This is a genomic window from Algoriphagus sp. TR-M9 (assembly GCF_027594545.1).
In the GTDB taxonomy this organism is placed as follows: Bacteria; Bacteroidota; Bacteroidia; order Cytophagales; family Cyclobacteriaceae; genus Algoriphagus; species Algoriphagus halophytocola.
The window spans coordinates 307,441-328,649 of sequence record NZ_CP115160.1 but is presented as its reverse complement, the minus strand read 5'-3'; the positions used below and the strand labels follow the sequence as shown (position 1 = coordinate 328,649).

Below are 21,209 nucleotides of genomic sequence, written 5' to 3'. Positions count from 1 at the left end.
CGATTCAAAACAACATCTAAAACAACAAATAAAAGAATATTTCTAACGGTTTAATTTTAATATAAAAGGAACAATTTCATCAATCTACCCATCATGACTTCAAGAAGATCACTACTCAAAGCATTAACCCTATCTCCTATTGCTCTGGCAGGATCAGCAGCTGTCGCATCCCCCGTCAGAAAAGCAAACGCCAAAATTCAATTTTCGCTGAATACCAGCACCTTGCGCGGTCAGAAATTAAACCTCACCCAAATGATAGAGGTAGCTTCAAAATCTGGGTACGATGGTATTGAGCTTTGGATTTCAGAATTGGACAGCTACCTCTCATCAGGTAAATCGCTGGCTTCTCTGAAGAAACTTTTCTCTGACGCGGGCATAGAAGCTTTTAATGCAATAGGATTTGCCACTTGGATGGCGCAAGACCCGGCAAAAAGCAAAGCGGGATTTGCCCAAATGGAAAAAGAAATGAACATGCTCGCGCAAATAGGCTGTAAGCGAATAGCTGCACCCGCTATCGGAGCTACTGCACCGGTAGATTTACTGGAAGCGGGGGAAAAATATGCGGCATTGCTCGAGCTAGGCAGAAAAACCGGAGTGATGCCCCAGCTGGAATTTTGGGGAGCGTACAAGCCTTTTCACCACATGGGTCAGGCCTTGGCCGTAGCAGCCGCAGCCAATGATGCTGACGCCAGACTGCTTCCGGATGTGTATCATCTATTCCGCGGTGGATCGGATTTCAATTGCCTGGATTTGGTAGCGGGAGAAGCCATCGAAGTGATGCACCTCAATGATTTCAGTGATGATCTTCCACGAGAGCAACAGGAAGATAAGCATAGGATCTATCCCGGCGATGGCGTAGCGCCATTGGACCAAATCTCAAAGAGACTCAAAGAAATGGGCGGTACCAAAATTCTCTCTCTGGAACTATTTAACGAAACTTACTATGCACAGGAAGCGGAACTAGTAGCCAAAACAGGGCTGTCCAAAATGAAGCAGTTTTTCTAATCATAAACCCGCAAAAATAAAAATGATACAGGCTCATAAGCTGCTCTATTTGAAAATAGCGGAGGTTATCATTACCTCCGCTATTTTTTGATGTTGTTTCCCTAGACTGTATAACGATGAGAAAAAATTCACGGTGGACTCAACTTGGCGCTGATCCGAATAGCTACCCCGCAGCGGGGTTACTATTTCTTACCTCTGCTTACCCAAACAAATCTGAGCTCAGATATCTGTCACCACGATCGCAGGTAATACAGACGATCACGCCCTCTTCCAAGGTTTTGGAGAGTTCAATAGCCGCATATAATGCCCCGCCGCTACTCATTCCTGCAAGTATTCCTTCTTCTTTAGCCATTCTACGCGTCATGGCTGTAGCCTGGTCTTGGCTTACATCTATTACCTGATCTACCCTGCTTGGGTCAAAGATTTTTGGCAAAAACTCCGGAGACCATCTACGAATACCAGGAATACTCGATCCATCAGTGGGCTGTGTACCCACTATCTGAATAGCAGCGTTTTTTTCTTTCAGGTATTTAGACACACCCATAATGGTACCTGTAGTCCCCATCGCAGACACAAAATGGGTCACCTTTCCTTCCGTATCTTTCCAAATTTCCGGACCTGTGGTCTTGTAGTGTGCCAGGTAATTGTCCTCATTGCCAAACTGATCTAGCATATAATAGCCTTCCTCACTCATCTGCTCAGCTAGTGTCCTAGCATATTCTATGGTTTTCTCCGCAGGAGTCAAAATCACCTCTGCTCCATAGGCCTTCATTGAAAGTACACGCTCTTTGGTAGAGTTATCAGGCATAATCAGAGTCATCTCCAGCCCGAGGACCTTAGCGACCATTGCTAAAGCTATACCCGTATTACCACTGGTAGCTTCCACTAATTTATCGCCTTTTTGGATATCACCCCGATCCAAAGCACTTCTGAGCATATTGTAAGCCGCGCGATCCTTTACACTACCACCCGGATTTTGCCCTTCCATTTTGCAATAGATTTTGACTTTGGGGTTAATAGGTAAATGTTCCAAAAGGATTAGCGGGGTGTTACCAATCAATTCAAATAGCTTCATCATCATCGTTTTTAAAAACATACATATCGGTCACAGCCGAATCCGCATGGTACATCTGAGTTTGATAGTAAACCTTACTTTTAGGGGGGACGCTTTTGGTCAGCCAGACATTCCCTCCGATCACACTTCCTGCCCCGATGACAGTATTGCCTCCGAGAATAGTGGCACCGGAATAGATCACCACCCCATCTTCGATAGTAGGATGTCGCTTGAGATCAGCATCTGCTTTGTCCACGCTCAAGGCACCTAGGGTTACCCCCTGATAGATCTTGACATGATCGCCGATCAGCGTAGTCTCTCCTATCACCACTCCTGTGCCATGATCTATGCAGAAATACTGACCTATAGTGGCACCGGGGTGGATATCTATCCCGGTTTTGCTATGGGCAAATTCTGTGATCATTCTTGGGATCAACTTAATCCCAAGCGTATGTAAAGCGTGCGCAATTCTGTAAGCAGAAATGGCATAAAACCCAGGATAACTTCGAAGGATTTCTGTCCTGGATTTTGCAGCCGGATCGCCGGCAAACATCGCATCCACATCTTGCTGTATCCAATCATAAACCTGCTCCAAACCGTCAAAAAAGTCACTACCCAGACGCGCTCCATTCCCCTGATGCAGGTTTGGATTACGCTCTAAAATGATGGATAATTCCTCCTTCAGCTTATTCAAGGTAAACTCAATCGTGGTTTTATCTGAAATTTTCTGCACACTGTACTCTGGAAAAAGCACCCCTAAAACATCTTCAAAAAAAGTGTGAATCACTTTTGGGGATGGACAATCGGAGCACTCTTGATGTGCTGTGTATAATTTGGAAATAAATGAATCCATTAAAAATCTGATTTTGCGTAGTTACAAGACAAAACCAACACGGATGACGTATGGTTCACCATAGGGAGAACGCAGGTTATCATGAATGACATTATAAAGAAAGGTGAAATTTGCCCCTCCTCTAGGGCCAAAAGGCGCAAAATACCCTCCTCCTAAAAATAAGGCATTGGACCAAATCCTTTCAAATTCATTCGTCCCAAAAATATTGTTATCAAAATTGATGGTTTCATATTCACCATGGGCGAAAATATTGGGCAGGATATTATATCTGGAAAAAACCCTCCCCCCATAGGAAGTGGACTCACCTCCGTAATAATATCTATCCTTGAAATACTGATAAGTTACCCCTACACCGGATGAAAACTTCGGAGTGATCATCACACCTACTATGGGCGAAAGATCTATCAAGGTAGTGGAACCAAACTGCATCCCGAAGTTTCCTCCAAAGTATAAACGGTCTTTGAAAGGAATGGAATCCGAATAAATCTGCCTTTGGGCTAAGGAAGTAGTCTGGATTAGAATAAAAGCGCCAAAAACAAGAAGAATAAATTTATTTTTTAACAATGACATAGAGGTCTTCAGTGTTTTTCTTCATCAGGTACTTTTCACGGGCAAACTTCTCCAAAAGTTCTGGGTTACTCATGAGCTCTTCCCTTTCTGCTTTTATTTTTTCTTTTCTTTCCAGGTAAAATTCCTTCTGGTCTTGAAGCTGACCTAGTTTTCTACTTAGCTGAAAATGGTTCACCACATTATTGGAATCAATGAAAATCATCCAACTGAGAAAAAACACGATTCCTAGAAAGTAAAAGTTTTTGGTGTATTTCAGGTATTTACTCATTGGAAAGCTATTTGAGCCTAAATGTACAAAAATGATGCAAAAAAAAGACAGCCCGAGAGCGGGCTGTCTGATTATTGAAATCTGCCGAAGCAGCACTTATTACAGCATACCTTTGAATACCGCAGATTCTCCAAGCTGCTCTTCTATTCTAAGCAGTTGATTATATTTAGCCATACGGTCTGATCTAGATGCAGAACCTGTTTTGATTTGGCCGCAGTTTAGGGCTACAGCAAGATCCGCGATAGTTGCATCTTCAGTTTCACCCGATCTGTGAGACATCACCGCAGTAAATCCAGCTTTATGAGCAAGGTTAACCGCATTGATAGTTTCTGTTAAAGTACCTATTTGGTTTACTTTGATAAGAATGGAATTCGCTGATTTCTCTTCGATTCCTCTTTGAAGGAACTTCACATTGGTTACGAAAAGATCATCACCAACCAGCTGCACTTTATCTCCGATTTTGGCAGTAAGCATCGCCCATCCTTCCCAATCTTCTTCAGCACATCCATCTTCGATGGAGTCGATTGGATATTTTTCGGTCAATTCAGCTAGATAAGCTACTTGCTCTTCTCTGTTTCTGGTCAGTCCAGTATCTCCTTCAAACTTTTTGTAATCGTAGTTTCCGTCTACAAAGAATTCAGAAGCCGCGCAGTCCAATGCAATAGTCACATCGTCCCCAGCTTTGTATCCAGCCTTATTGATCGCATCTAGGATACATCCTAAGGCCTCCTCAGTTCCGCCTGAGAAGTTTGGTGCAAAACCACCTTCGTCACCTACAGCTGTGCTCAATCCTTTGTCGTGAAGAATTTTCTTGAGGTTATGGAAGATCTCTGTTCCCATACGGATAGCTTCAGAGAAGTTTGGAGCTCCCACGGGGCGAATCATGAATTCCTGGAAAGCAATAGGAGCATCTGAATGGGAACCTCCATTGATAATGTTCATCATCGGAACGGGAAGGGTATTCGCATTCACACCACCCACGTATCTGTAAAGAGGCTGACCAGACTCCATTGCAGCAGCTTTGGCCACAGCCAGTGAAACACCCAATATAGCGTTTGCACCAAGATTGCTTTTATTTGGAGTTCCGTCCAAGTCAATCATGATCTGGTCGATCAGGTTTTGCTCGAACACATCGAAACCAACAAGTTCAGATGCAATTGTATCGTTAACATTGGCTACAGCCTTTGTTACTCCTTTGCCCATGTAAGTACCTTTATCACCGTCACGAAGCTCTACCGCTTCATTGACACCAGTAGAGGCTCCACTAGGCACAGCGGCACGGCCGAAAGCACCGTTTTCAGTGTACACGTCCACTTCTACTGTAGGATTTCCTCGTGAATCAAGGATTTGTCTTGCATGGATTGATTGAATCAATGTCATAGTTTTAAAAGGTTTATGAGAATTAGTTTTTATTAATTAAAGAAATAAAGTCATCGAAAAGGTATCTGCTATCGTGCGGCCCTGGTGAGGATTCAGGGTGGTATTGTACGGAAAATGCAGGTTTATTTTTCAGTCGAATTCCTGCTACGGTATTATCATTTAAGTGTACATGGGTAATCTCCACATCTGGATTTTGCTCAGTATCCTCTCTGGTGATGTTAAATCCATGGTTTTGCGAGGTGATTTCACTTCTGCCTGTTTTTAAATTCTTAATAGGGTGGTTCAATCCTCTATGTCCATGGTGCATTTTATAGGTAGTAATGCCACAGGCCTCAGCTAGTAACTGATGACCTAGACAGATTCCAAACACAGGCTTACCGGTTTCTAAGATATCTTTGGTAGTTTTCACTGCATATTCCATCACAGCTGGATCACCTGGACCATTGGAAAGAAAGTAAGCATCCGGAGCCCATTCTTGCATTTCTGCTAAGGATGTTTTTGCTGGGAATACTTTGCAATATGCGCCTCTATCCGTCAGGTTTCTAAGAATGTTCTTTTTGATACCAAAGTCTATACAAGCAACCTTGATCTTAGAGTCAGCATCGCCACAGAAGTAGGGTTCTTGTGTACAAACTGTAGATGAAAGCTCAAGACCAGCCATATCTGGCACATTCTCAAGTTCGGATTGTAGCCCTTCAAGATTTCCTTCAAATTCTGAGCTGATGATAGCATTCATAGCTCCTCGGGATCTCAAGTGTCTCACCAGCTTGCGGGTATCTATATCAGCTATACCGGTAATCCCATGCTCTACGAGGTAATCTTGCAGTGAGCCAGAGGCATCCATACGAGTGTAAACTTCGGAAAAACTATTTACCACAATACCTCCTATCGTCGGGTGATCAGATTCCACTTCAGAGTCTATCACGCCATAGTTTCCGATATGGGACGTAGTGGTTACAATAATTTGTCCTGTGTAGGATGGATCAGTATAGATTTCCTGATAACCTGTCATTCCGGTGTTGAAGCAAATTTCACCACCATTTGTACCTGGGCTTCCGATCAGGTTTCCATGAAACACCGTGCCGTCAGCCAGAAGTAAAGTCGCTTTTTGTTTGATCATTTTGCTTAATAATTGCCCAAAGTTAAATATTTATTGGGAAGGACGATAAGTGAATAGGGTATAAAAAAAGGATTGAACAAATGTCCAATCCTTTCAATATGGTAAAGTCAGCGCTCAACTTATTTTTCTTCAGTTTCGCCTTCATTAGAATCAGCAGAAGCTTCAGGAGCTTTTGTCTCTTCAGATTTTGCCTCTGCAGCAGGTGCTTGATCCTGAGCAGCAGTGTCTTCAGCCTTTTTAGCGCCAGAACTTCTACGAGATCTTCTAGTAGTTTTCTTAGCGGGCTTGGAATCCTTCAGCATCAATTCGTTGAAGTCTACCAATTCGATGATACACATTTCAGCGTTATCACCTAGACGGAAGCCTGTTTTAATAATTCTAGTGTACCCTCCAGGACGGTTTGCTACTTTCTCGATTACCTCTCCGAACAGTTCGATGATCGCTTCCTTATTTTTCAAATAAGAGAAAGCCATACGTCTATTGTGAGTAGTATCTTCTTTAGCTCTTGTCACCAAAGGCTCCACATATTTCTTCAATTCTTTTGCCTTGGCAAGCGTGGTTGAGATACGCTTGTGAAGAATCAGCGAAGTTGCCATATTAGAAAGCATTGCTTTTCTATGAGCGGCCTTCCTTCCAAGGTGGTTAAATTTCTTACCGTGTCTCATTTTTATTTATTCTTCATCAAGTTTATACTTTGAAATATCCATCCCAAAGGTGAGTCCTTTCTCTTGGATGAGTTGCTCTAGCTCAGCTAGGGACTTCTTACCAAAGTTTCTAAATTTCATCATGTCAGAAATTTCTAGCTTGGCAAGGTCTCCCAAAGTCTTCACATCTGCAGCTTTCAGACAGTTGAACGCTCGAACTGAAAGGTCAAGATCGCCCAGGTTAGTCTTCAACAGTTTTCTCATATGCAAGAATTCTTCGTCGATAGGCTCTGGTTCAGCTACTCCTGTAGAGTCTAGGACCATAGTCTGGTCAGAGAACAACATGAAGTGTTGGATCAGAATTTTCGCAGATTCCTGAAGCGCTTTCTCTGGATGGATAGAACCGTCTGTAGAAACTTCAAGGATCAATTTTTCGAAGTCAGTCTTTTGCTCAACTCGGGTATTCTCTACGCTGTATTTTACATTTTTGATAGGTGTGAACACCGCATCAATAGAGATTTGACCGAATATTTGCTCTTTAGGTTTGGATTCTTCAGCTGGTAAATAGCCTCTTCCTTTTTCAATCGTCAGTTCAATCTCAAAGTCTTTGGTTTCGTCTATATGACAGATCACCAACTCTGGATTTAAGATTTCGAAAGAAGAGGTAAACTTAGCAATGTCCCCTGCAGTAAACACAGACTGATTCTTTATCTCCACATTGATCTTTCCGTCAAATGCTTCATGCACTTTCTTGAATCGAACCTGCTTTAGATTTAAAATAATGTCTGTCACGTCTTCAACTACACCTTCTATGGTCGAAAACTCATGCACTACCCCTGGTATTTTGATGGCAGTGATGGCATAACCTTCCAAGGAAGAAAGCAAAATTCTTCTCAGGGCGTTACCTATTGTAACTCCATAGCCTTTTTCGAGTGGTTTGAAAGTGAATAAGCCATGGAAGTCATCGGCTTTTTCCATTACCACTTTCTCGGGCATTTGAAATGCTAGTATGGACATATATCTCGTTCTTTTTTTAAAAGCTGAAAATAGTAAATATTACTTAGAGTAAAGTTCGACAATGAGTTGCTCCTTGATATTTTCTGGAATATCATCTCTGCCTGGAACACTGACGAATTTGCCGGTCAATGAAGCACCATCCCACTCTAACCAGGAATATTTATTGGCACCTCTACCTGCTAAGCTACTAGTGATTGCTTCTAGAGATTTAGAACGCTCTCTAACTGAAACCACATCACCTGGCTTAAGTGTAAATGAAGGAATGTTCACCACTTCACCGTTTACAAGCACATGCTTGTGAGAGACCAATTGTCTGGCACCTCTTCGGGTAGGGGAGATTCCCAATCTGTACACGGTGTTGTCCAATCTAGCTTCTAGAAGCTGAAGTAGGTTTTCACCGGTGATTCCAGTTTTTCTGGAAGCAATGTCAAACATCTTAGCGAATTGTCTTTCGAGAATTCCGTAGATGTATTTAGCTTTTTGCTTTTCAGCAAGCTGGATTGCATATTCAGACTGCTTCTTTCTTCTACCTCTACCGTGTTGTCCAGGAGGGTAGTTTTTCTTTGCAAGAGCCTTGCTATGCCCTTCTATAGGTTCGCCAAATTTTCTGGCGATCTTCGATTTAGGACCTGTATATCTAGCCATTGTATTACAATTTTATTATTAAACTCTTCTACGCTTAGGTGGACGACAGCCATTGTGTGGCATTGGAGTTACGTCGATGATCGTAGTCACATCCAATCCTACATTTTGCAATGTTCTGATCGCTGATTCACGACCAGCACCTGGACCTTTTACAAATACTTCGATTTTTCTCAAACCTAAGTCGTATGCCACTTGTCCACAGTTCTGAGCGGCCATCTGCGCAGCGTAAGGAGTGTTTTTCTTTGAACCTCTGAAACCCATTTTACCGGCAGAAGCCCAAGAGATTACTTGTCCTGCATTGTTGGTAAGGGAGATAATGATATTGTTGAAAGACGCTCTGATGTGAGCCTGTCCTACAGCTTCTACCTTTACTACTCTTTTTTTACCTTTTGCTTTATCGTTTCTTTTCTGAGCCATAATCTAAATCAGGTTTTATTTAGTTGCTTTCTTTTTGTTAGCAACTGTCTTTCTCTTACCCTTCCTTGTTCTGGCGTTGTTCTTAGTCTTTTGACCACGAACTGGAAGTCCTTTTCTGTGTCTCAAACCTCTGTAGCAACCGATATCTTGCAATCGCTTGATACTTAACTGGATTTCTGACTTCAATACACCCTCTGTTCTGAATTCTTCAGAAATGATGTTACGAATGGCGGTGGATTCATCATCACTCCACTCACCGGCTTTTTTATCTAAGGAGATACCGGCCTTTGTCAAAATAGCTGTAGCAGCACTTCTACCGATTCCGAAGATATAGGTCAGCCCGATCACGCCACGCTTATTGTCTGGTATTTCTACCCCTGCAATTCTAGCCATAATTTAACCTTGTCTTTGTTTAAACTTAGGATTCTTTTTATTGATGACGTAGAGTTTACCATTTCTTCTGATCAACTTACAGTCAGCACTTCTTTTTTTAATGGATGCTTTTACTTTCATCTCAGTCTTATTTATATCGATATACAATTCTACCTTTACTCAAATCATAGGGAGACATTTCTAATTTCACTCGGTCTCCAGGTAGGATCTTGATGTAGTTCATTCTCATCTTTCCAGAAATATGAGCAATCAATTGATGCCCATTCTCGAGTTCCACTTTAAACATGGCATTAGACAATGCTTCTATAATGGTACCGTCTTGCTCTATTGATGTTTGTTTGGCCATATTAGAATTTAAAATTCTCTTCTATGTATTTATGTGAGGTCAGGACCTCAGTTCTATCTTCAAATATCGCTACAGTATGTTCATAATGTGCTGATGGCTTTCTATCCGCAGTGCGAATAGTCCATCCATCCCGCTCTTGAACAATGTTTCTTGTCCCCAGGTTGATCATGGGTTCAATGGCGATCACCATTCCTTCTTTGAGTAGTGGACCACTTCCTTTCTTTCCATAATTAGGAACTTCTGGTGCCTCGTGTAAACTCTTACCCAACCCATGTCCTACAAGCTCCCGGACTACCGTGTAGCCCTTTGCTTCGACAAATTTCTGGATAGAGTTACCAATATCACCGATTCTATTCCCAAAGACAGCATGCTGTATTCCTAAGTAAAGAGAATCTTTGGTGGCTTTTAATAATGCCTTGACTGCAGGGGAAACCTCACCGATAGGGTATGTATAAGCGGAATCGCTATGAAAACCTTGGTGAAAGACTCCACAATCTATCGAGATTATATCGCCATCTTTCAATTCATATTCACTGGGAAAGCCATGTACTACTACTTCATTTACAGAAATACACAGCGAAGCAGGAAATCCGTTGTAGCCCTTAAATGAAGGGACTCCATCATGATCTCTTATAAACTCCTCAGCAATTTTGTCTAGAAAAGAGGTCTTTACCCCTTCCTTGACATATTTCGCAACTTCCCCATGGGCTTTCGCTAATATGTCGGCACTTTCTTTTATTAATTGAACTTCCTCTGAAGTCTTGTATTTAATCATACTAGGCTACTTGGTAATTAGAAGGATTATTCTTCACATTACCACTTTTCATCATGCCTTCGTAGTGTCTCATCAACAAGTAGCTTTCAATCTGTCTCAAGGTATCCATGATCACACCCACCATAATCAATAGTGAAGTACCCCCATAGAACTGAGCAAACTCTGCTCCTACACCTGATATAATCGCAAGCGCTGGAAGGATTGCTACTGCTGCAAGAAGTATAGATCCCGGAAGTGTAATCTTGGAAATAATTCCATCGATAAACTCCGATGTAGGTGCACCAGGCTTAATACCAGGTACAAAACCTCCATTTCTCTTCATGTCTTCAGCTATCTGCTCTGGATTAACCGTGATAGCAGTATAGAAGAATGTGAAAAGAATGATCATCACTGCGAAAAGCAAATTGTACTGCCAAGAGGTAAAATCACTGAACGTAGCGCCAATGTAGTTGGCAATGTCATTCTCAGATGCCCAGATTTGAGCAATCAATGCCGGAACGAACATCAAAGATTGAGCAAAGATAATCGGCATTACACCGGAAGCATTTACCTTAATAGGTATATACTGCCTCTGTCCACCATAAACTTTACCGCCCACTACTTGCTTAGCATACTGTACAGGGATTCTTCTTGTGGCTTCTGTCAAGGCGATCACCCCAACTACCACGAAGAATAATACAACAGCTTCAATAATCAGCAGCAAAAGACCTGAGGAACCCTTCTCTAGGAACTCGGCGATGATAGCACCTGGAAACCTAGAAATGATTCCGATCATGATAAGCATAGAAATACCGTTACCGATACCCTTTTCAGTGATTTTTTCTCCTAGCCACATACAAAACATAGTACCGGCAGATAATAAAACCAATGAGCTAAACATGAACAAGGTAGAACTTACCATCACAGCACCTGTAGGCATTATGGTAGCAGACACATATCCGATACCTTGCGCTATAGTAATCAAGATGGTAAGGACACGAGTGATCTGGTTGATTCTTTTTCGACCAGATTCACCCTCCTTTTGCATTTTCTGAAAATATGGTACTCCGACAGTCAATAACTGCAGCACGATGGATGCAGAAATATAAGGCATGATGCCAAGACCGAAGATGGAAGCATTACTAAATGCTCCACCAAGGAAGGTATCTATCAATCCAAAGATCCCGGAAGGCGCATCTCCTAAACGAGAAGGATCTACACCCGGAAGAACTATGAATGACCCGAGTCTGAAGATGATCAGAAAACCGATCGTATTCAAAATCCTTACTCTAAGGTCTTCGATAGAGAAAATGTTCTTAACTGTCGAAATAAACTTTTTCATTAATTCAAATTGTGTTTACCGTTCCGCCCAGTTTCTCAATAGCAGCTATTGCAGATGCTGAGAATTTATGAGCAGTTACGTCTAATTTGGCTTTCAATTCACCTCCACCGAGGATTTTGATTTTGTCATTCTTAGATGCGATTCCATGAGAAGCCAAAGCTTCAAGATTCACCGCATCTAGACTGTATTGCTCAGCAAGGGCCTGCAATGTATCCAAATTTACTGGTTTGAACTCAACTCTGTTCAAGCTTTTGAAGCCAAATTTAGGAACTCTTCTCTGGAGTGGCATTTGACCACCTTCAAAACCCAGTTTGGTTTTGTAACCAGATCTTGATTTTGCTCCTTTGTGACCTCTTGTAGAAGTTCCACCTCTACCTGATCCTGTACCTCTACCGATTCGCTTACGGTTTTTGGTAGATCCTTCAGCTGGTGTTAATGTATGCAGTTTCATAATTAAGCTTCCTCCACTTTTACAAGGTGATTAACTTTATTTACCATACCTGCAATCTGTGGAGTATTCTCTACTGTCACAGATTTGCTGATTCGACCTAGGCCCAAAGCTGTAATAGTTGCTTTCTGGTCTTTCGGACGATCGATGGTACTTTTGATTTGCGTGATTTTGATTTTAGCCATGATGATTATCCGTTAAAAACCTTAGACATTTTCACACCTCTCTGTTGAGAAACAGCGATAGCATCTCTTAGCTGAACCAAAGCATTGATAGTTGCTTTTACCACGTTGTGAGGATTAGAAGATCCTTTAGACTTTGCCAATACGTCTGTAACGCCGGCACTCTCTAATACTGCTCGCATGGCACCACCGGCGATTACTCCGGTACCGGCTGCTGCAGGCTTGATCAAAACAAAACCTCCACCATATTTCCCAATCTGTTCGTGAGGAATAGTGCCCTTCAAAACCGGTACACGTACCAAGTTCTTTTTAGCATCTTCGATACCTTTGGTGATTGCGTCAGTTACCTCATTGGCTTTACCCAATCCGTAACCTACCACACCTTGGCCGTCACCTACTACTACGATTGACGAAAAAGAGAATCTTCTACCACCTTTTACCACTTTGGCAACTCGGTTGATAGCAACCACTTTTTCTTTCAAATCTGTATCTGTTGCCCTGATGGGCTTTTTTCTATCTTGAGACATAGCTGATTAAAATTTAAGGCCTCCTTCTCTGGCACCTTCTGCCAAAGCTTTCACATTACCATGATATAGGTAGCCGTTTCTATCAAATACTACAGCGCTTACACCCGTTGCTACAGCTCTCTCAGCAAGCTTTTTACCTACTTCTTTAGATACAGATACGTTTGTATTTGCAGTAGCTCCCAATTCCTTGGAAGATGCCTGTACCAAAGTATGACCTTTAAGGTCATCGATAAGCTGAGCATAAATGCCCGTATTGCTTTTGAAAACTGACAAACGTGGTCTGGAATCTGTACCAGAAATCTTTCTTCTGATACCCTGCTTGATTCTAAGTCTTCTGGAATTTTTATTAAATGCCATAACCTATTATTTTTTACCGGCAGTTTTACCAGCCTTACGTCTAATTTGTTCACCCACGAAGCGTACACCTTTACCTTTGTAAGGTTCTACCTTACGAAGAGATTTGATTTTTGCCGCTACCTGTCCGATCAGTTCTTTATCATTTGACTCCAGAGTAATGATCGGGTTTTTACCCTTTGGAGTTTCTGTCTTCAAAGATACCTCAGAAGGCACTGCGAAGAAGATGTTATGTGAATAACCAAGGTTGAGTTCAAGAACTTGCCCCTGGTTAGATGCCTTGTAACCTACACCGACTAGCTCAAGCTCTTTCTTGTACCCTTCAGATACTCCGATCACCATATTGTTGATCAAAGATCTGTAAAGTCCGTGAATTGACTTGTGTCTTTTGGATTCAGTAGGTCTGGAAACGACTACCTGGCCGTCTTCCACTTTCACCTGGATATCAGGATTGACATCCTGAGTCAGGCTACCCTTTGGACCTTCAACAGTCACAGTACCTTTGTCTGTGACGTTTACAGTAACACCGCTGGGTAGATTTATTGGTTTTTTACCTATTCTAGACATGATATTATATTAATATACGTAGCAAAGAACTTCGCCTCCTACACCTTCGGTACGGGCTTCTTTGTCTGTCATTACACCTTTTGAGGTGGATACTATCGCAACACCCAGGCCATTGATGACTCTTGGAAGCTCTGTATGTTTTACATATTTTCTCAAACCTGGCGTACTTACTCTCTTAAGGCTTACGATCGCATTTTTCTTAGTGACAGGATTGAATTTCAAGGCGATTTTAATGGATCCCTGTGGACCATTGTCTTCGAACTTGTAATTCTGGATATATCCTTTGTCGTGCAATACTTTCGTAATCTCCTTCTTGATGTTAGAAGCAGGTATCTCTACGATTCGGTGAGAAGCCTTAATGGCATTTCTCAACCTAGTCAGATAATCAGCTATTGGATCAGTCATGGTATTTATTAGTCTAGCTCCACCCTTTTTGGGCGTGCAAAGTTACGAATTGATTTTTAGAATAAAAACTACTGTCGTTATTTTACCAGCTGGACTTAGTCACTCCAGGGATCTTGCCTGCTGCGGCCATTTCTCTGAAGGTTACCCTGTTGATACCAAACTTTCTCATGTAGCCTTTAGGGCGTCCAGTAAGTTTACATCTGTTGTGAAGTCTTACTGGGGATGCGTTCTTTGGCAATTTATCAAGAGCTTCATAATCACCGGCTGCTTTCAGCGCGGCTCTTTTTTCAGCATACTTGGCTACCAGACGCTCTCTTTTTCTCTCACGAGCTTTGATTGACTCTTTTGCCATGATTATTCTTCTTTATTTTTTTTAACGAACGGCATTCCGAAGGCTTTCAACAACTCAAAGCTTTCCTCATCTGTATTAGCTGAGGTTACAAAGGTGATGTCCATACCGGAAATTCTGTTTACTTTTTCGATGCTGATCTCTGGGAAGATGATCTGCTCCTGTACACCCATGGTATAGTTACCTCTACCATCGAATCCTTTGTCAGAGATTCCTTTGAAGTCTCTCACACGAGGAAGTGCTACAGTGATCAATCGATCCAGAAATTCGTACATTCTCTCACCACGAAGGGTTACTTTAGCTCCGATAGGCATGCCTTCTCTTAGCTTAAAGTTGGATACTGATGTTTTGGCTTTAGTAGCTACTGCTCTCTGACCTGTGATCAGTCCCAGCTCTTCTACACCTTGATCTACCAGTTTCTTATCTGCTACAGCTGCACCTATACCTTTATTGATGACGATTTTAGTCAACTTAGGCACTTGCATTACTGAAGAGTACTGGAATTTATCTTTCAATGCCGGAACGATGTCGCTCAGGTATTTTTCTTTAATTCTTGGATTAGCCATTGATCACCTCCCCGGTTTTCTTAGAGTATCTTACTAATTTACCATTTTCACCTGCCTTGCGACCAGTTTTGGTAGCTTCGCCAGTTTTAGGGTCTACCAGCATCAGGTTACTGATGTGGATAGAAGCCTCTTTCTTATCGATGCCACCTTGTGGTTTTGCCGCAGTAGGTTTTACATGCTTAGTGATCATGTTCAACCCTTCTACGTAAGCTCTGTTCTTTTCTTTATCGACAGAAAGCACTTTCCCTGTTTTGCCTTTATCATCTCCGGCGATCACTTTTACGGTGTCTCCGGTTTTGATGTGAAGCTTGGTTTGTTTGTTCATTTTTCTTTCCATGATTACAATACTTCAGGGGCCAATGAAACGATTTTCATGAACTGCTTCTCTCTCAACTCACGGGCTACAGGGCCGAAAATACGGGTTCCTCTTGGCTCGTCGTTGTTATTTAAAAGCACAGCTGCATTGTCCTCGAAACGGATGTAAGAACCATCTTTTCTTCTTACTTCTTTACGAGTTCGCACGATTACCGCTCTTGATACGGTACCTTTTTTCATGTTGCTGGATGAAAGGGCAGACTTAACGGTCACCACGACTTTATCGCCGATTGATGCATAACGTTTCTTAGTTCCACCCAATACGCGGATCACGAGTACCTCTTTGGCACCGGAATTATCCGCTACACTTAGTCTAGATTCTTGCTGGATCATGATTACTTAGCCCTTTCAATAATTTCAACTACTCTCCAACGCTTGTTTTTACTCAGCGGACGAGTTTCGCTTATTTTCACGAGGTCACCTGGGTTACACTCGTTGTTCTCGTCATGAGCTGTAAATTTGGTAGTCTTGGCGACAAACTTACCGTAGATAGCGTGCTTTACGCGACGTTCTACCGCTACGGTGATGGACTTGTCCATCTTGTTGCTTACCACTTTACCAATTCTTTCTTTTCGAAGATTTCTCTCTATCGTAGCCATTTCTGTTTGGTTAGCTATTATTTGGCAGCCAATGCAGTCTTTAATCTTGCGATAAAGCGCTTGGACTCGCGGATTCTGTTAGGATTCTCTATTGGAGAAATCGAATGAGCAAACTTCAGTTTGTTCAGATTCTCCTTTTCAGCGACAATGCGCTCGGCGATTTCACTTGCAGACAGTGATTTGATCTCTGTATTTTTCATAGTGATTTTATTCAGCGTAGTCTCTACGAACAACAAATTTTGTACTTACCGGTAGCTTTTGCTGGGCAAGTCTCAACGCCTCTTGAGCGACTTCCAGGCTGACGCCTGTAGCTTCGAAAAGGATCGTTCCTGGCTTGATAACGGCTACCCAATATTCTGGTGCACCTTTACCTTTACCCATACGAACCTCTGCGGGCTTCTTGGTGATCGGCTTGTCAGGGAAAATCCTGATCCAAACCTGACCTTCTCTTTTCATTGCTCTCGTCATTGCGATACGAGCTGCCTCGATCTGACGGGATGTAATCCATCCTGGCTCCAGGGACTTGATACCAAAGTTGCCAAAAGAAAGCGTATGCCCTCTCTGTGCAATGCCTTTGATACGGCCCTTTTGCATTTTCCTATATTTAGTTCTTTTTGGCTGTAACATGAGTTCTCACTTAAGGGTGAAAATTAGTTATTTCTTTTTCTTCGTCTTGGACCGTCGTTTCTCTTAGGACCGGAGTTTCTAGAACCTTTTCCTTCGTTTCCGGCACCCTGATTTGGAGAAAGATCTCTCTTCCCGTACACTTCTCCTTTGAAGATCCAGACTTTGATTCCGATGATTCCATAGACCGTAAGGGCTTCGGAAAGTGCGTAATCGATATCTGCTCTCAAAGTGTGAAGAGGAATTCTTCCTTCTTTGTACATTTCTGAGCGGGCCATTTCGGCTCCACCTAGACGACCAGAAAGTTTAACTTTAATCCCTTCAGCTCCTACTCTCATGGAAGCGGCAATCGCTTGCTTCATAGCTCTTCTGAAAGAAATTCTAGCTTGAAGCTGCTGAGCGATAGATTCACCTACCAATTTCGCATCCAGTTCAGGACGTTTGATTTCGAAGATGTTGATCTGAATATCTTTCTTAGTGATATTTTTCAACTCTTCTTTCAGCTTATCTACTTCGGCTCCACCTTTACCAATAACAACACCTGGACGGGCAGTATGAATCGTAAGTGTGATTCTCTTCAGCGTACGCTCGATAATCACTTTAGAAATACCTCCCTTAGGAATTCTGGCAAGGACGTACTTACGGATTTTCTGATCTTCGTGAAGTTTCTCAGCAAAGTCTTTCCCACCATACCAGTTGGAATCCCAGCCTTTGACTACACCAAGTCTAAATCCTATTGGGTTGATCTTTTGTCCCATAGTCTGTTCTTAATTTGCCTTTTCGTTTGTTTCTACTACATCAGCGGTAACTGCCTCGTCGTTGAACGAATCTACGATCAGCGTTACATGATTTGATCTTTTACGGATTCTGTGGCCTCGGCCTTGAGGAGCTGGTCTCAATCTCTTCAGAGATCTTCCTTCATCTACCATGATGGTTTTGATGAATAGGTCCGCTTCTTCTAGCTTGGCGTCAGGATTCTTTGCTTGCCAGTTGGCTACAGCAGAAAGCAGCAATTTTTCAAGTCTGATTGCTCCATGATTAGGAGTAAACTTCAAAATGCTAAGTGCCAATCCTACTCTCTTGCCTCTGACAAGGTCAGCCACAAGGCGCATCTTACGCGGAGAGGTAGGGACATTATTTAATTTTGCTAATGCTTCCATGATTATCTCTTTCCTTTATCTTTTTTGGCAATGTGGCCTCTGAAATTTCTGGTAGGAGCAAATTCACCTAGCTTATGACCTACCATGTTATCTGTGACAAATACCGGAATAAACTTATTACCATTATGCACAGCGAAGGTATGTCCTACGAAATCCGGAGAAATCATTGATTTTCTTGACCAAGTCTTGATTACTGACTTCTTGCCTGATTCGTTCTGAGCATCCACTTTCTTTACCAGATGGTGCTCGATATAAGGACCTTTTTTTAATGAACGTGCCATAATTATTTAGATCTTTTGCTTACGATGAACTTGTTTGAATACTTTTTAGGTGATCTGGTCTTCTTACCTTTGGACAATAGACCTTTGCGGGATCTAGGGTGTCCTCCAGAGGATCTACCTTCACCACCACCCATTGGGTGATCTACCGGGTTCATCGCAACACCTCTTACGCGAGGTCTTGTTCCGAGCCATCTCTTACGACCAGCTTTACCCAATACTACGTTCATATGATCTCCATTGGAAACTGTCCCAATAGTGGCCATACAAGTACCAAGTATAAGTCTCATCTCACCAGAAGGAAGTTTTACGGTCACGTATTTGCCGTCTCGGGCTACGATCTGCGCATATCCTCCTGCACTTCTTACCATTGCGGCACCTTTACCTGGCTTCAATTCCAAGCAGTGTACTATAGTACCCATTGGAATATTTGCTATTGGCATCGCGTTGCCCACTTCTGGAGCAACTTGCTCACCGGAAATCACTGTTTGCCCTACTGACAAACCTTCCGGGGCGATAATGTAGGTCTTAGCTCCGTCAGCGTAATAAAGTAGGGCTAGACGTGCCGTTCTGTTTGGATCATACTCGATGGACTTTACAGTCGCCGGTACACCAAACTTATTTCTCTTGAAGTCTACTATTCTGAGTCTTCTCTTATGACCGCCACCGATATATCGGGCTGTCATTCTACCTTCATTGTTTCGTCCACCTGACTTCTTGTTAGGAGCAAGTAGAGATTTTTCCGGCTTTGACGTGGTGATCTCGTCAAACGCTGGCGCTACTCTGAATCTTGTCCCTGGAGTTACAGGCTTCAACTTTTTAATTGCCATGATATTGATTCAATTAAATTTCTCCGTAAAAATCAATCACTTCACCATCGGCTACTTGCACGATTGCTTTCTTGAAAGCATTGGTAAAGCCTGAAACCACTTTAGATTTGGTGTATCTAGATTTATGCTTTGCTGCATATCTGATGGTTCTGATTGATACCACTTTCACACCATACGTTTTTTCTACAGCGTTTTTGATTTCCGGTTTCTTCGCAGTTTTTTCTACGATGAATCCATAAACGCCTCTTTCGTTCATGGCAGAAATCTTTTCTGTAATCAAAGGCTGCTTTAGAATATCCATTGTCTTATTTCGCTAAAATGGTTTCCAACTTACTTACTGAACCTTCGCAGATCACTAGGTGATCAGCATGAAGAACCTGGTAAGTATTTACATCATTTACAGTCACAACTTTTGCCTTTGGTAGGTTTCTGCTGGAAAGGAACACGTTAGTATTCTCTTCTGGAAGAACCAAAAGTGTCTTCTTGTCACCAAGAGACAGTCCGTTAAGCATAGCTAGGTAGCTCTTGGTCTTTGGAGAGTCGAATGACACATTCTCCAAAACTGATAGGCTGTTTTCTTTCACTTTATATGCAAGTGCAGATTTTCTAGCTAGTTGTTTTACCTTTTTATTCAATTTGAAAGAATAGTCTCTTGGCTGTGGGCCAAATACTCTTCCTCCTCCTCGGAATAGTGGCGACTTGATAGATCCAGCACGAGCACTACCTGTACCCTTTTGCTTTTTGATCTTTTTAGTAGAGCCAGCTATCTCATTTCTCTCTTTAGACTTGTGCGTCCCCTGTCTTTGGTTAGCCAAGTACTGCTTTACATCAAGGTAGATCGCATGATCGTTTGGTTCGATCGCGAAGATCTCATCAGACAAGCTGATCTTTCTACCTGTGTCTTCTCCTTTTTGATTAATTACTGCTAATTCCATGGCTTACTTCTCTAGAATAACGAAAGAATTTTTTGGACCAGGTACAGAACCAGAAACCAACAATAGGTTTTTCTCTGGATAGATTTTCAACACTCTTAGGTTGATCACTTTTACTCTGTCCCCGCCTGTTCTACCTGCCATTCTCATTCCTTTGAATACTCTGGACGGCCAAGAACACGCACCAATTGAACCCGGGTGTCTCTGCCTGTTGTGCTGACCGTGAGTGGAACCACCCACACCTGCAAAACCATGACGCTTTACTACACCTTGGAATCCTTTACCTTTTGAAGTTCCGATAGCATCTACGAAGTCACCTTCGACAAACACTTCACCAGCCTTCACAGTAGCTCCTAGATCTACCTGGCCTTCAAACTCGACCCGGAATTCTCTGAACTCAACAACTTTGTGCTTAGGGGTAGTACCGGCCTTTTTAAAGTGACCGATCAATGGCTTAGGCGTATTTTTCTCTTTACGCTCACCATAACCCAACTGCACTGCGTTGTACCCGTCTGTTTCAACGTTTTTTACTTGCGTCACTACGCAAGGACCAGCTTCTATTAGCGTGCATGCGACGTTACGTCCATCGGCACTGAAAATGCTAGTCATTCCTACTTTTTTACCTATTATACCAGACATCTTTTATAAGATAATATAATAACCCACAAGCATTTATGACTTGGGGCTCCTTTTAAAGGACTGCAAAGTTACTGAAATTAAATTCTGCAACAAATCCCATATCCTAAATTTTAACTTAAATCACAAATTTTTCAATTGTGACTCAGGCATTTACAGGGGACAAAGTCCCTCAGCTTGCCAGGTTTCTACTGATTCAAAAAAAAGACCTGCTGAAATGAGCAGGTCTTTTGTATCTATATCCCTGTTTAGATCAAACTTTGATCTCTACATCTACTCCACTAGGAAGCTCGATTTTCATCAATGCATCCACTGTCTTTGAGGAATTAGAGTAGATATCTACCAGTCTCTTGTATGTACAAAGCTGGTACTGATCTCTAGCTTTCTTGCTGACGTGAGGAGACTTCAACACCGTGAATTTCTCTTTTTTAGTAGGCAATGGAATTGGCCCTACTACTACTGCGCCAGTGGCTTTCACAGCCTTTACGATCTTCTCTGATGACTTATCCACCAGGCTATGATCGTATGATTTTAGTTTTATTCTGATTTTCTGATTCATCGCAAATATT

The 21,209-nt window shown here is 42.2% G+C and carries 37 protein-coding genes; 1 reads left to right on the top strand and 36 read right to left on the bottom strand.

The window, feature by feature from the left end; translation table 11 throughout:
- The first annotated feature begins 93 nt into the window (after nt 1-93).
- Nucleotides 94-1,005 carry a sugar phosphate isomerase/epimerase family protein gene (locus PBT90_RS01645; protein ID WP_264808612.1) on the top strand — a complete coding sequence of 304 codons (912 nt, stop codon included), beginning with the start codon at nt 94-96 and terminating at the stop codon, nt 1,003-1,005.
- Between the two features lie 199 nt (nt 1,006-1,204).
- Here PBT90_RS01645 and cysM read toward each other — a convergent pair whose 3' ends face one another.
- The 36 genes from cysM to rpsJ all read right to left on the bottom strand — a co-directional run bounded on the left by cysM (nt 1,205) and on the right by rpsJ (nt 21,199).
- Complete coding sequence (gene cysM, locus PBT90_RS01640; RefSeq protein WP_264811498.1) at nt 1,205-2,080, bottom strand: cysteine synthase CysM; 876 nt, start codon at nt 2,078-2,080, stop codon at nt 1,205-1,207.
- The gene (locus tag PBT90_RS01635) at nt 2,067-2,912 is read right to left on the bottom strand and encodes a serine O-acetyltransferase (RefSeq protein ID WP_264808611.1); all 846 of its coding nucleotides are present in this window, start codon (nt 2,910-2,912) and stop codon (nt 2,067-2,069) included. The genes cysM and PBT90_RS01635 overlap by 14 nt, the downstream gene beginning before the upstream one ends.
- Nucleotides 2,913-2,933: 21 nt before the next feature.
- Nucleotides 2,934-3,482, bottom strand: a complete 549-nt coding sequence (locus PBT90_RS01630; RefSeq protein WP_270131220.1) for a hypothetical protein — start codon at nt 3,480-3,482, stop codon at nt 2,934-2,936.
- On the bottom strand, nt 3,463-3,750 hold the full coding sequence (locus PBT90_RS01625) for an FtsB family cell division protein (RefSeq protein ID WP_264808609.1): 288 nt from the start codon (nt 3,748-3,750) through the stop codon (nt 3,463-3,465). The genes PBT90_RS01630 and PBT90_RS01625 overlap by 20 nt, the downstream gene beginning before the upstream one ends.
- Before the next feature lie 99 nt (nt 3,751-3,849).
- A complete protein-coding gene (gene eno / locus PBT90_RS01620) occupies nt 3,850-5,130 on the bottom strand; it encodes a phosphopyruvate hydratase (RefSeq protein WP_270131217.1) in 1,281 nt (426 codons plus the stop codon).
- 22 nt (nt 5,131-5,152) lie between these two features.
- Nucleotides 5,153-6,250 carry a glutamine-hydrolyzing carbamoyl-phosphate synthase small subunit gene (gene carA, locus PBT90_RS01615; protein WP_264808607.1) on the bottom strand — a complete coding sequence of 366 codons (1,098 nt, stop codon included), beginning with the start codon at nt 6,248-6,250 and terminating at the stop codon, nt 5,153-5,155.
- A 119-nt stretch (nt 6,251-6,369) separates the two neighbouring features.
- Nucleotides 6,370-6,915 (bottom strand): 50S ribosomal protein L17, encoded by a 546-nt coding sequence (gene rplQ, locus PBT90_RS01610; RefSeq protein ID WP_264808606.1) that lies wholly within the window; start codon nt 6,913-6,915, stop codon nt 6,370-6,372.
- Between the two features lie 6 nt (nt 6,916-6,921).
- Nucleotides 6,922-7,911, bottom strand: a complete 990-nt coding sequence (locus PBT90_RS01605) for a DNA-directed RNA polymerase subunit alpha (protein ID WP_264808605.1) — start codon at nt 7,909-7,911, stop codon at nt 6,922-6,924.
- Between the two features lie 39 nt (nt 7,912-7,950).
- The gene (gene rpsD / locus PBT90_RS01600) at nt 7,951-8,556 is read right to left on the bottom strand and encodes a 30S ribosomal protein S4 (protein WP_264808604.1); all 606 of its coding nucleotides are present in this window, start codon (nt 8,554-8,556) and stop codon (nt 7,951-7,953) included.
- An 18-nt stretch (nt 8,557-8,574) separates the two neighbouring features.
- Nucleotides 8,575-8,973 carry a 30S ribosomal protein S11 gene (rpsK, locus tag PBT90_RS01595; protein ID WP_264808603.1) on the bottom strand — a complete coding sequence of 133 codons (399 nt, stop codon included), beginning with the start codon at nt 8,971-8,973 and terminating at the stop codon, nt 8,575-8,577.
- A gap of 15 nt (nt 8,974-8,988) precedes the next feature.
- Nucleotides 8,989-9,366, bottom strand: a complete 378-nt coding sequence (gene rpsM / locus PBT90_RS01590; protein WP_264808602.1) for a 30S ribosomal protein S13 — start codon at nt 9,364-9,366, stop codon at nt 8,989-8,991.
- Between the two features lie 3 nt (nt 9,367-9,369).
- Nucleotides 9,370-9,486, bottom strand: a complete 117-nt coding sequence (gene rpmJ / locus PBT90_RS01585; RefSeq protein ID WP_074226894.1) for a 50S ribosomal protein L36 — start codon at nt 9,484-9,486, stop codon at nt 9,370-9,372.
- A gap of 7 nt (nt 9,487-9,493) precedes the next feature.
- Nucleotides 9,494-9,712: a translation initiation factor IF-1 gene (gene infA / locus PBT90_RS01580; RefSeq protein ID WP_143960025.1), complete on the bottom strand. Its 219-nt coding sequence runs from the start codon at nt 9,710-9,712 to the stop codon at nt 9,494-9,496.
- 1 nt (nt 9,713) lies between these two features.
- Complete coding sequence (map, locus tag PBT90_RS01575) at nt 9,714-10,487, bottom strand: type I methionyl aminopeptidase (RefSeq protein WP_264808601.1); 774 nt, start codon at nt 10,485-10,487, stop codon at nt 9,714-9,716.
- A 1-nt stretch (nt 10,488) separates the two neighbouring features.
- The gene (gene secY, locus PBT90_RS01570) at nt 10,489-11,808 is read right to left on the bottom strand and encodes a preprotein translocase subunit SecY (RefSeq protein ID WP_264808600.1); all 1,320 of its coding nucleotides are present in this window, start codon (nt 11,806-11,808) and stop codon (nt 10,489-10,491) included.
- A gap of 4 nt (nt 11,809-11,812) precedes the next feature.
- Nucleotides 11,813-12,259 (bottom strand): 50S ribosomal protein L15, encoded by a 447-nt coding sequence (gene rplO, locus PBT90_RS01565; protein WP_264808599.1) that lies wholly within the window; start codon nt 12,257-12,259, stop codon nt 11,813-11,815.
- Nucleotides 12,260-12,261: 2 nt separating this feature from the next.
- A complete protein-coding gene (rpmD, locus tag PBT90_RS01560; RefSeq protein WP_026966240.1) occupies nt 12,262-12,441 on the bottom strand; it encodes a 50S ribosomal protein L30 in 180 nt (59 codons plus the stop codon).
- Nucleotides 12,442-12,446: 5 nt separating this feature from the next.
- A complete protein-coding gene (gene rpsE / locus PBT90_RS01555) occupies nt 12,447-12,965 on the bottom strand; it encodes a 30S ribosomal protein S5 (RefSeq protein ID WP_264808598.1) in 519 nt (172 codons plus the stop codon).
- Nucleotides 12,966-12,971: 6 nt separating this feature from the next.
- Nucleotides 12,972-13,322, bottom strand: coding sequence for a 50S ribosomal protein L18 (gene rplR, locus PBT90_RS01550; protein WP_264808597.1), 351 nt, complete (start codon nt 13,320-13,322; stop codon nt 12,972-12,974).
- 6 nt (nt 13,323-13,328) lie between these two features.
- On the bottom strand, nt 13,329-13,886 hold the full coding sequence (rplF, locus tag PBT90_RS01545) for a 50S ribosomal protein L6 (RefSeq protein WP_264808596.1): 558 nt from the start codon (nt 13,884-13,886) through the stop codon (nt 13,329-13,331).
- 9 nt (nt 13,887-13,895) lie between these two features.
- On the bottom strand, nt 13,896-14,291 hold the full coding sequence (gene rpsH / locus PBT90_RS01540; protein ID WP_264808595.1) for a 30S ribosomal protein S8: 396 nt from the start codon (nt 14,289-14,291) through the stop codon (nt 13,896-13,898).
- Between the two features lie 82 nt (nt 14,292-14,373).
- On the bottom strand, nt 14,374-14,643 hold the full coding sequence (gene rpsN, locus PBT90_RS01535) for a 30S ribosomal protein S14 (RefSeq protein ID WP_264808594.1): 270 nt from the start codon (nt 14,641-14,643) through the stop codon (nt 14,374-14,376).
- A gap of 2 nt (nt 14,644-14,645) precedes the next feature.
- Nucleotides 14,646-15,206, bottom strand: coding sequence for a 50S ribosomal protein L5 (gene rplE, locus PBT90_RS01530; RefSeq protein WP_264808593.1), 561 nt, complete (start codon nt 15,204-15,206; stop codon nt 14,646-14,648).
- The gene (gene rplX / locus PBT90_RS01525; RefSeq protein WP_264808592.1) at nt 15,199-15,543 is read right to left on the bottom strand and encodes a 50S ribosomal protein L24; all 345 of its coding nucleotides are present in this window, start codon (nt 15,541-15,543) and stop codon (nt 15,199-15,201) included. The genes rplE and rplX overlap by 8 nt, the downstream gene beginning before the upstream one ends.
- A 2-nt stretch (nt 15,544-15,545) precedes the next feature.
- Nucleotides 15,546-15,914 (bottom strand): 50S ribosomal protein L14, encoded by a 369-nt coding sequence (gene rplN / locus PBT90_RS01520; RefSeq protein ID WP_008203017.1) that lies wholly within the window; start codon nt 15,912-15,914, stop codon nt 15,546-15,548.
- Nucleotides 15,915-15,916: 2 nt separating this feature from the next.
- Nucleotides 15,917-16,180 carry a 30S ribosomal protein S17 gene (gene rpsQ / locus PBT90_RS01515; RefSeq protein WP_264808591.1) on the bottom strand — a complete coding sequence of 88 codons (264 nt, stop codon included), beginning with the start codon at nt 16,178-16,180 and terminating at the stop codon, nt 15,917-15,919.
- Between the two features lie 17 nt (nt 16,181-16,197).
- Nucleotides 16,198-16,380: a 50S ribosomal protein L29 gene (rpmC, locus tag PBT90_RS01510; protein WP_264808590.1), complete on the bottom strand. Its 183-nt coding sequence runs from the start codon at nt 16,378-16,380 to the stop codon at nt 16,198-16,200.
- Between the two features lie 7 nt (nt 16,381-16,387).
- Entirely contained in the window at nt 16,388-16,807 is a 420-nt protein-coding gene (gene rplP, locus PBT90_RS01505) for a 50S ribosomal protein L16 (RefSeq protein ID WP_264808589.1), read from the bottom strand.
- 23 nt (nt 16,808-16,830) lie between these two features.
- The gene (gene rpsC / locus PBT90_RS01500) at nt 16,831-17,562 is read right to left on the bottom strand and encodes a 30S ribosomal protein S3 (RefSeq protein ID WP_264808588.1); all 732 of its coding nucleotides are present in this window, start codon (nt 17,560-17,562) and stop codon (nt 16,831-16,833) included.
- A gap of 9 nt (nt 17,563-17,571) precedes the next feature.
- Entirely contained in the window at nt 17,572-17,964 is a 393-nt protein-coding gene (gene rplV, locus PBT90_RS01495; RefSeq protein WP_264808587.1) for a 50S ribosomal protein L22, read from the bottom strand.
- A gap of 2 nt (nt 17,965-17,966) precedes the next feature.
- Nucleotides 17,967-18,245 (bottom strand): 30S ribosomal protein S19, encoded by a 279-nt coding sequence (gene rpsS / locus PBT90_RS01490; RefSeq protein ID WP_057939455.1) that lies wholly within the window; start codon nt 18,243-18,245, stop codon nt 17,967-17,969.
- Nucleotides 18,246-18,247: 2 nt separating this feature from the next.
- Nucleotides 18,248-19,072, bottom strand: a complete 825-nt coding sequence (gene rplB, locus PBT90_RS01485) for a 50S ribosomal protein L2 (RefSeq protein WP_264808586.1) — start codon at nt 19,070-19,072, stop codon at nt 18,248-18,250.
- 13 nt (nt 19,073-19,085) lie between these two features.
- Complete coding sequence (gene rplW / locus PBT90_RS01480) at nt 19,086-19,373, bottom strand: 50S ribosomal protein L23 (protein ID WP_264808585.1); 288 nt, start codon at nt 19,371-19,373, stop codon at nt 19,086-19,088.
- 4 nt (nt 19,374-19,377) lie between these two features.
- On the bottom strand, nt 19,378-20,007 hold the full coding sequence (gene rplD, locus PBT90_RS01475) for a 50S ribosomal protein L4 (RefSeq protein WP_264808584.1): 630 nt from the start codon (nt 20,005-20,007) through the stop codon (nt 19,378-19,380).
- A gap of 3 nt (nt 20,008-20,010) precedes the next feature.
- Complete coding sequence (gene rplC / locus PBT90_RS01470) at nt 20,011-20,643, bottom strand: 50S ribosomal protein L3 (RefSeq protein WP_264808583.1); 633 nt, start codon at nt 20,641-20,643, stop codon at nt 20,011-20,013.
- 250 nt (nt 20,644-20,893) lie between these two features.
- Complete coding sequence (gene rpsJ, locus PBT90_RS01465; RefSeq protein ID WP_008203035.1) at nt 20,894-21,199, bottom strand: 30S ribosomal protein S10; 306 nt, start codon at nt 21,197-21,199, stop codon at nt 20,894-20,896.
- Nucleotides 21,200-21,209 lie beyond the last annotated feature (10 nt).

Coding starts and splice junctions, on each gene's coding strand:
- rpmJ (WP_074226894.1), bottom strand. CDS start 9,486: ATGAAAGTAAAAGCATCCATTAAAAAAAGAAGTGCTGACTGTAAGTTG.
- rpsS (WP_057939455.1), bottom strand. CDS start 18,245: ATGGCACGTTCATTAAAAAAAGGTCCTTATATCGAGCACCATCTGGTA.
- rpmD (WP_026966240.1), bottom strand. CDS start 12,441: ATGGCTAAAATCAAAATCACGCAAATCAAAAGTACCATCGATCGTCCG.
- rplW (WP_264808585.1), bottom strand. CDS start 19,373: ATGGATATTCTAAAGCAGCCTTTGATTACAGAAAAGATTTCTGCCATG.
- PBT90_RS01635 (WP_264808611.1), bottom strand. CDS start 2,912: ATGGATTCATTTATTTCCAAATTATACACAGCACATCAAGAGTGCTCC.
- PBT90_RS01630 (WP_270131220.1), bottom strand. CDS start 3,482: ATGTCATTGTTAAAAAATAAATTTATTCTTCTTGTTTTTGGCGCTTTT.
- map (WP_264808601.1), bottom strand. CDS start 10,487: ATGATTAAATACAAGACTTCAGAGGAAGTTCAATTAATAAAAGAAAGT.
- secY (WP_264808600.1), bottom strand. CDS start 11,808: ATGAAAAAGTTTATTTCGACAGTTAAGAACATTTTCTCTATCGAAGAC.
- rpsK (WP_264808603.1), bottom strand. CDS start 8,973: ATGGCTCAGAAAAGAAACGATAAAGCAAAAGGTAAAAAAAGAGTAGTA.
- rpsE (WP_264808598.1), bottom strand. CDS start 12,965: ATGTCTCAAGATAGAAAAAAGCCCATCAGGGCAACAGATACAGATTTG.
- rplP (WP_264808589.1), bottom strand. CDS start 16,807: ATGTTACAGCCAAAAAGAACTAAATATAGGAAAATGCAAAAGGGCCGT.
- rpsM (WP_264808602.1), bottom strand. CDS start 9,366: ATGGCTAGAATTGCAGGGGTAGAAATACCAGACAATAAGCGTGGCGTG.
- PBT90_RS01605 (WP_264808605.1), bottom strand. CDS start 7,911: ATGTCCATACTAGCATTTCAAATGCCCGAGAAAGTGGTAATGGAAAAA.
- rplR (WP_264808597.1), bottom strand. CDS start 13,322: ATGGCATTTAATAAAAATTCCAGAAGACTTAGAATCAAGCAGGGTATC.
- rplC (WP_264808583.1), bottom strand. CDS start 20,643: ATGTCTGGTATAATAGGTAAAAAAGTAGGAATGACTAGCATTTTCAGT.
- infA (WP_143960025.1), bottom strand. CDS start 9,712: ATGGCCAAACAAACATCAATAGAGCAAGACGGTACCATTATAGAAGCA.
- rplN (WP_008203017.1), bottom strand. CDS start 15,914: ATGATCCAGCAAGAATCTAGACTAAGTGTAGCGGATAATTCCGGTGCC.
- rpsD (WP_264808604.1), bottom strand. CDS start 8,556: ATGGCTAGATATACAGGTCCTAAATCGAAGATCGCCAGAAAATTTGGC.
- cysM (WP_264811498.1), bottom strand. CDS start 2,080: ATGAAGCTATTTGAATTGATTGGTAACACCCCGCTAATCCTTTTGGAA.
- rplF (WP_264808596.1), bottom strand. CDS start 13,886: ATGTCTAGAATAGGTAAAAAACCAATAAATCTACCCAGCGGTGTTACT.
- rplX (WP_264808592.1), bottom strand. CDS start 15,543: ATGGAAAGAAAAATGAACAAACAAACCAAGCTTCACATCAAAACCGGA.
- rplD (WP_264808584.1), bottom strand. CDS start 20,007: ATGGAATTAGCAGTAATTAATCAAAAAGGAGAAGACACAGGTAGAAAG.
- rpsN (WP_264808594.1), bottom strand. CDS start 14,643: ATGGCAAAAGAGTCAATCAAAGCTCGTGAGAGAAAAAGAGAGCGTCTG.
- rplE (WP_264808593.1), bottom strand. CDS start 15,206: ATGGCTAATCCAAGAATTAAAGAAAAATACCTGAGCGACATCGTTCCG.
- eno (WP_270131217.1), bottom strand. CDS start 5,130: ATGACATTGATTCAATCAATCCATGCAAGACAAATCCTTGATTCACGA.
- rplB (WP_264808586.1), bottom strand. CDS start 19,072: ATGGCAATTAAAAAGTTGAAGCCTGTAACTCCAGGGACAAGATTCAGA.
- rplV (WP_264808587.1), bottom strand. CDS start 17,964: ATGGAAGCATTAGCAAAATTAAATAATGTCCCTACCTCTCCGCGTAAG.
- rplO (WP_264808599.1), bottom strand. CDS start 12,259: ATGAAACTGCATACATTAACACCAGCTGAAGGATCTACCAAAAACCGT.
- rpsC (WP_264808588.1), bottom strand. CDS start 17,562: ATGGGACAAAAGATCAACCCAATAGGATTTAGACTTGGTGTAGTCAAA.
- PBT90_RS01645 (WP_264808612.1), top strand. CDS start 94: ATGACTTCAAGAAGATCACTACTCAAAGCATTAACCCTATCTCCTATT.
- rplQ (WP_264808606.1), bottom strand. CDS start 6,915: ATGAGACACGGTAAGAAATTTAACCACCTTGGAAGGAAGGCCGCTCAT.
- rpsH (WP_264808595.1), bottom strand. CDS start 14,291: ATGACTGATCCAATAGCTGATTATCTGACTAGGTTGAGAAATGCCATT.
- rpsJ (WP_008203035.1), bottom strand. CDS start 21,199: ATGAATCAGAAAATCAGAATAAAACTAAAATCATACGATCATAGCCTG.
- rpsQ (WP_264808591.1), bottom strand. CDS start 16,180: ATGGCTACGATAGAGAGAAATCTTCGAAAAGAAAGAATTGGTAAAGTG.
- PBT90_RS01625 (WP_264808609.1), bottom strand. CDS start 3,750: ATGAGTAAATACCTGAAATACACCAAAAACTTTTACTTTCTAGGAATC.
- carA (WP_264808607.1), bottom strand. CDS start 6,250: ATGATCAAACAAAAAGCGACTTTACTTCTGGCTGACGGCACGGTGTTT.
- rpmC (WP_264808590.1), bottom strand. CDS start 16,380: ATGAAAAATACAGAGATCAAATCACTGTCTGCAAGTGAAATCGCCGAG.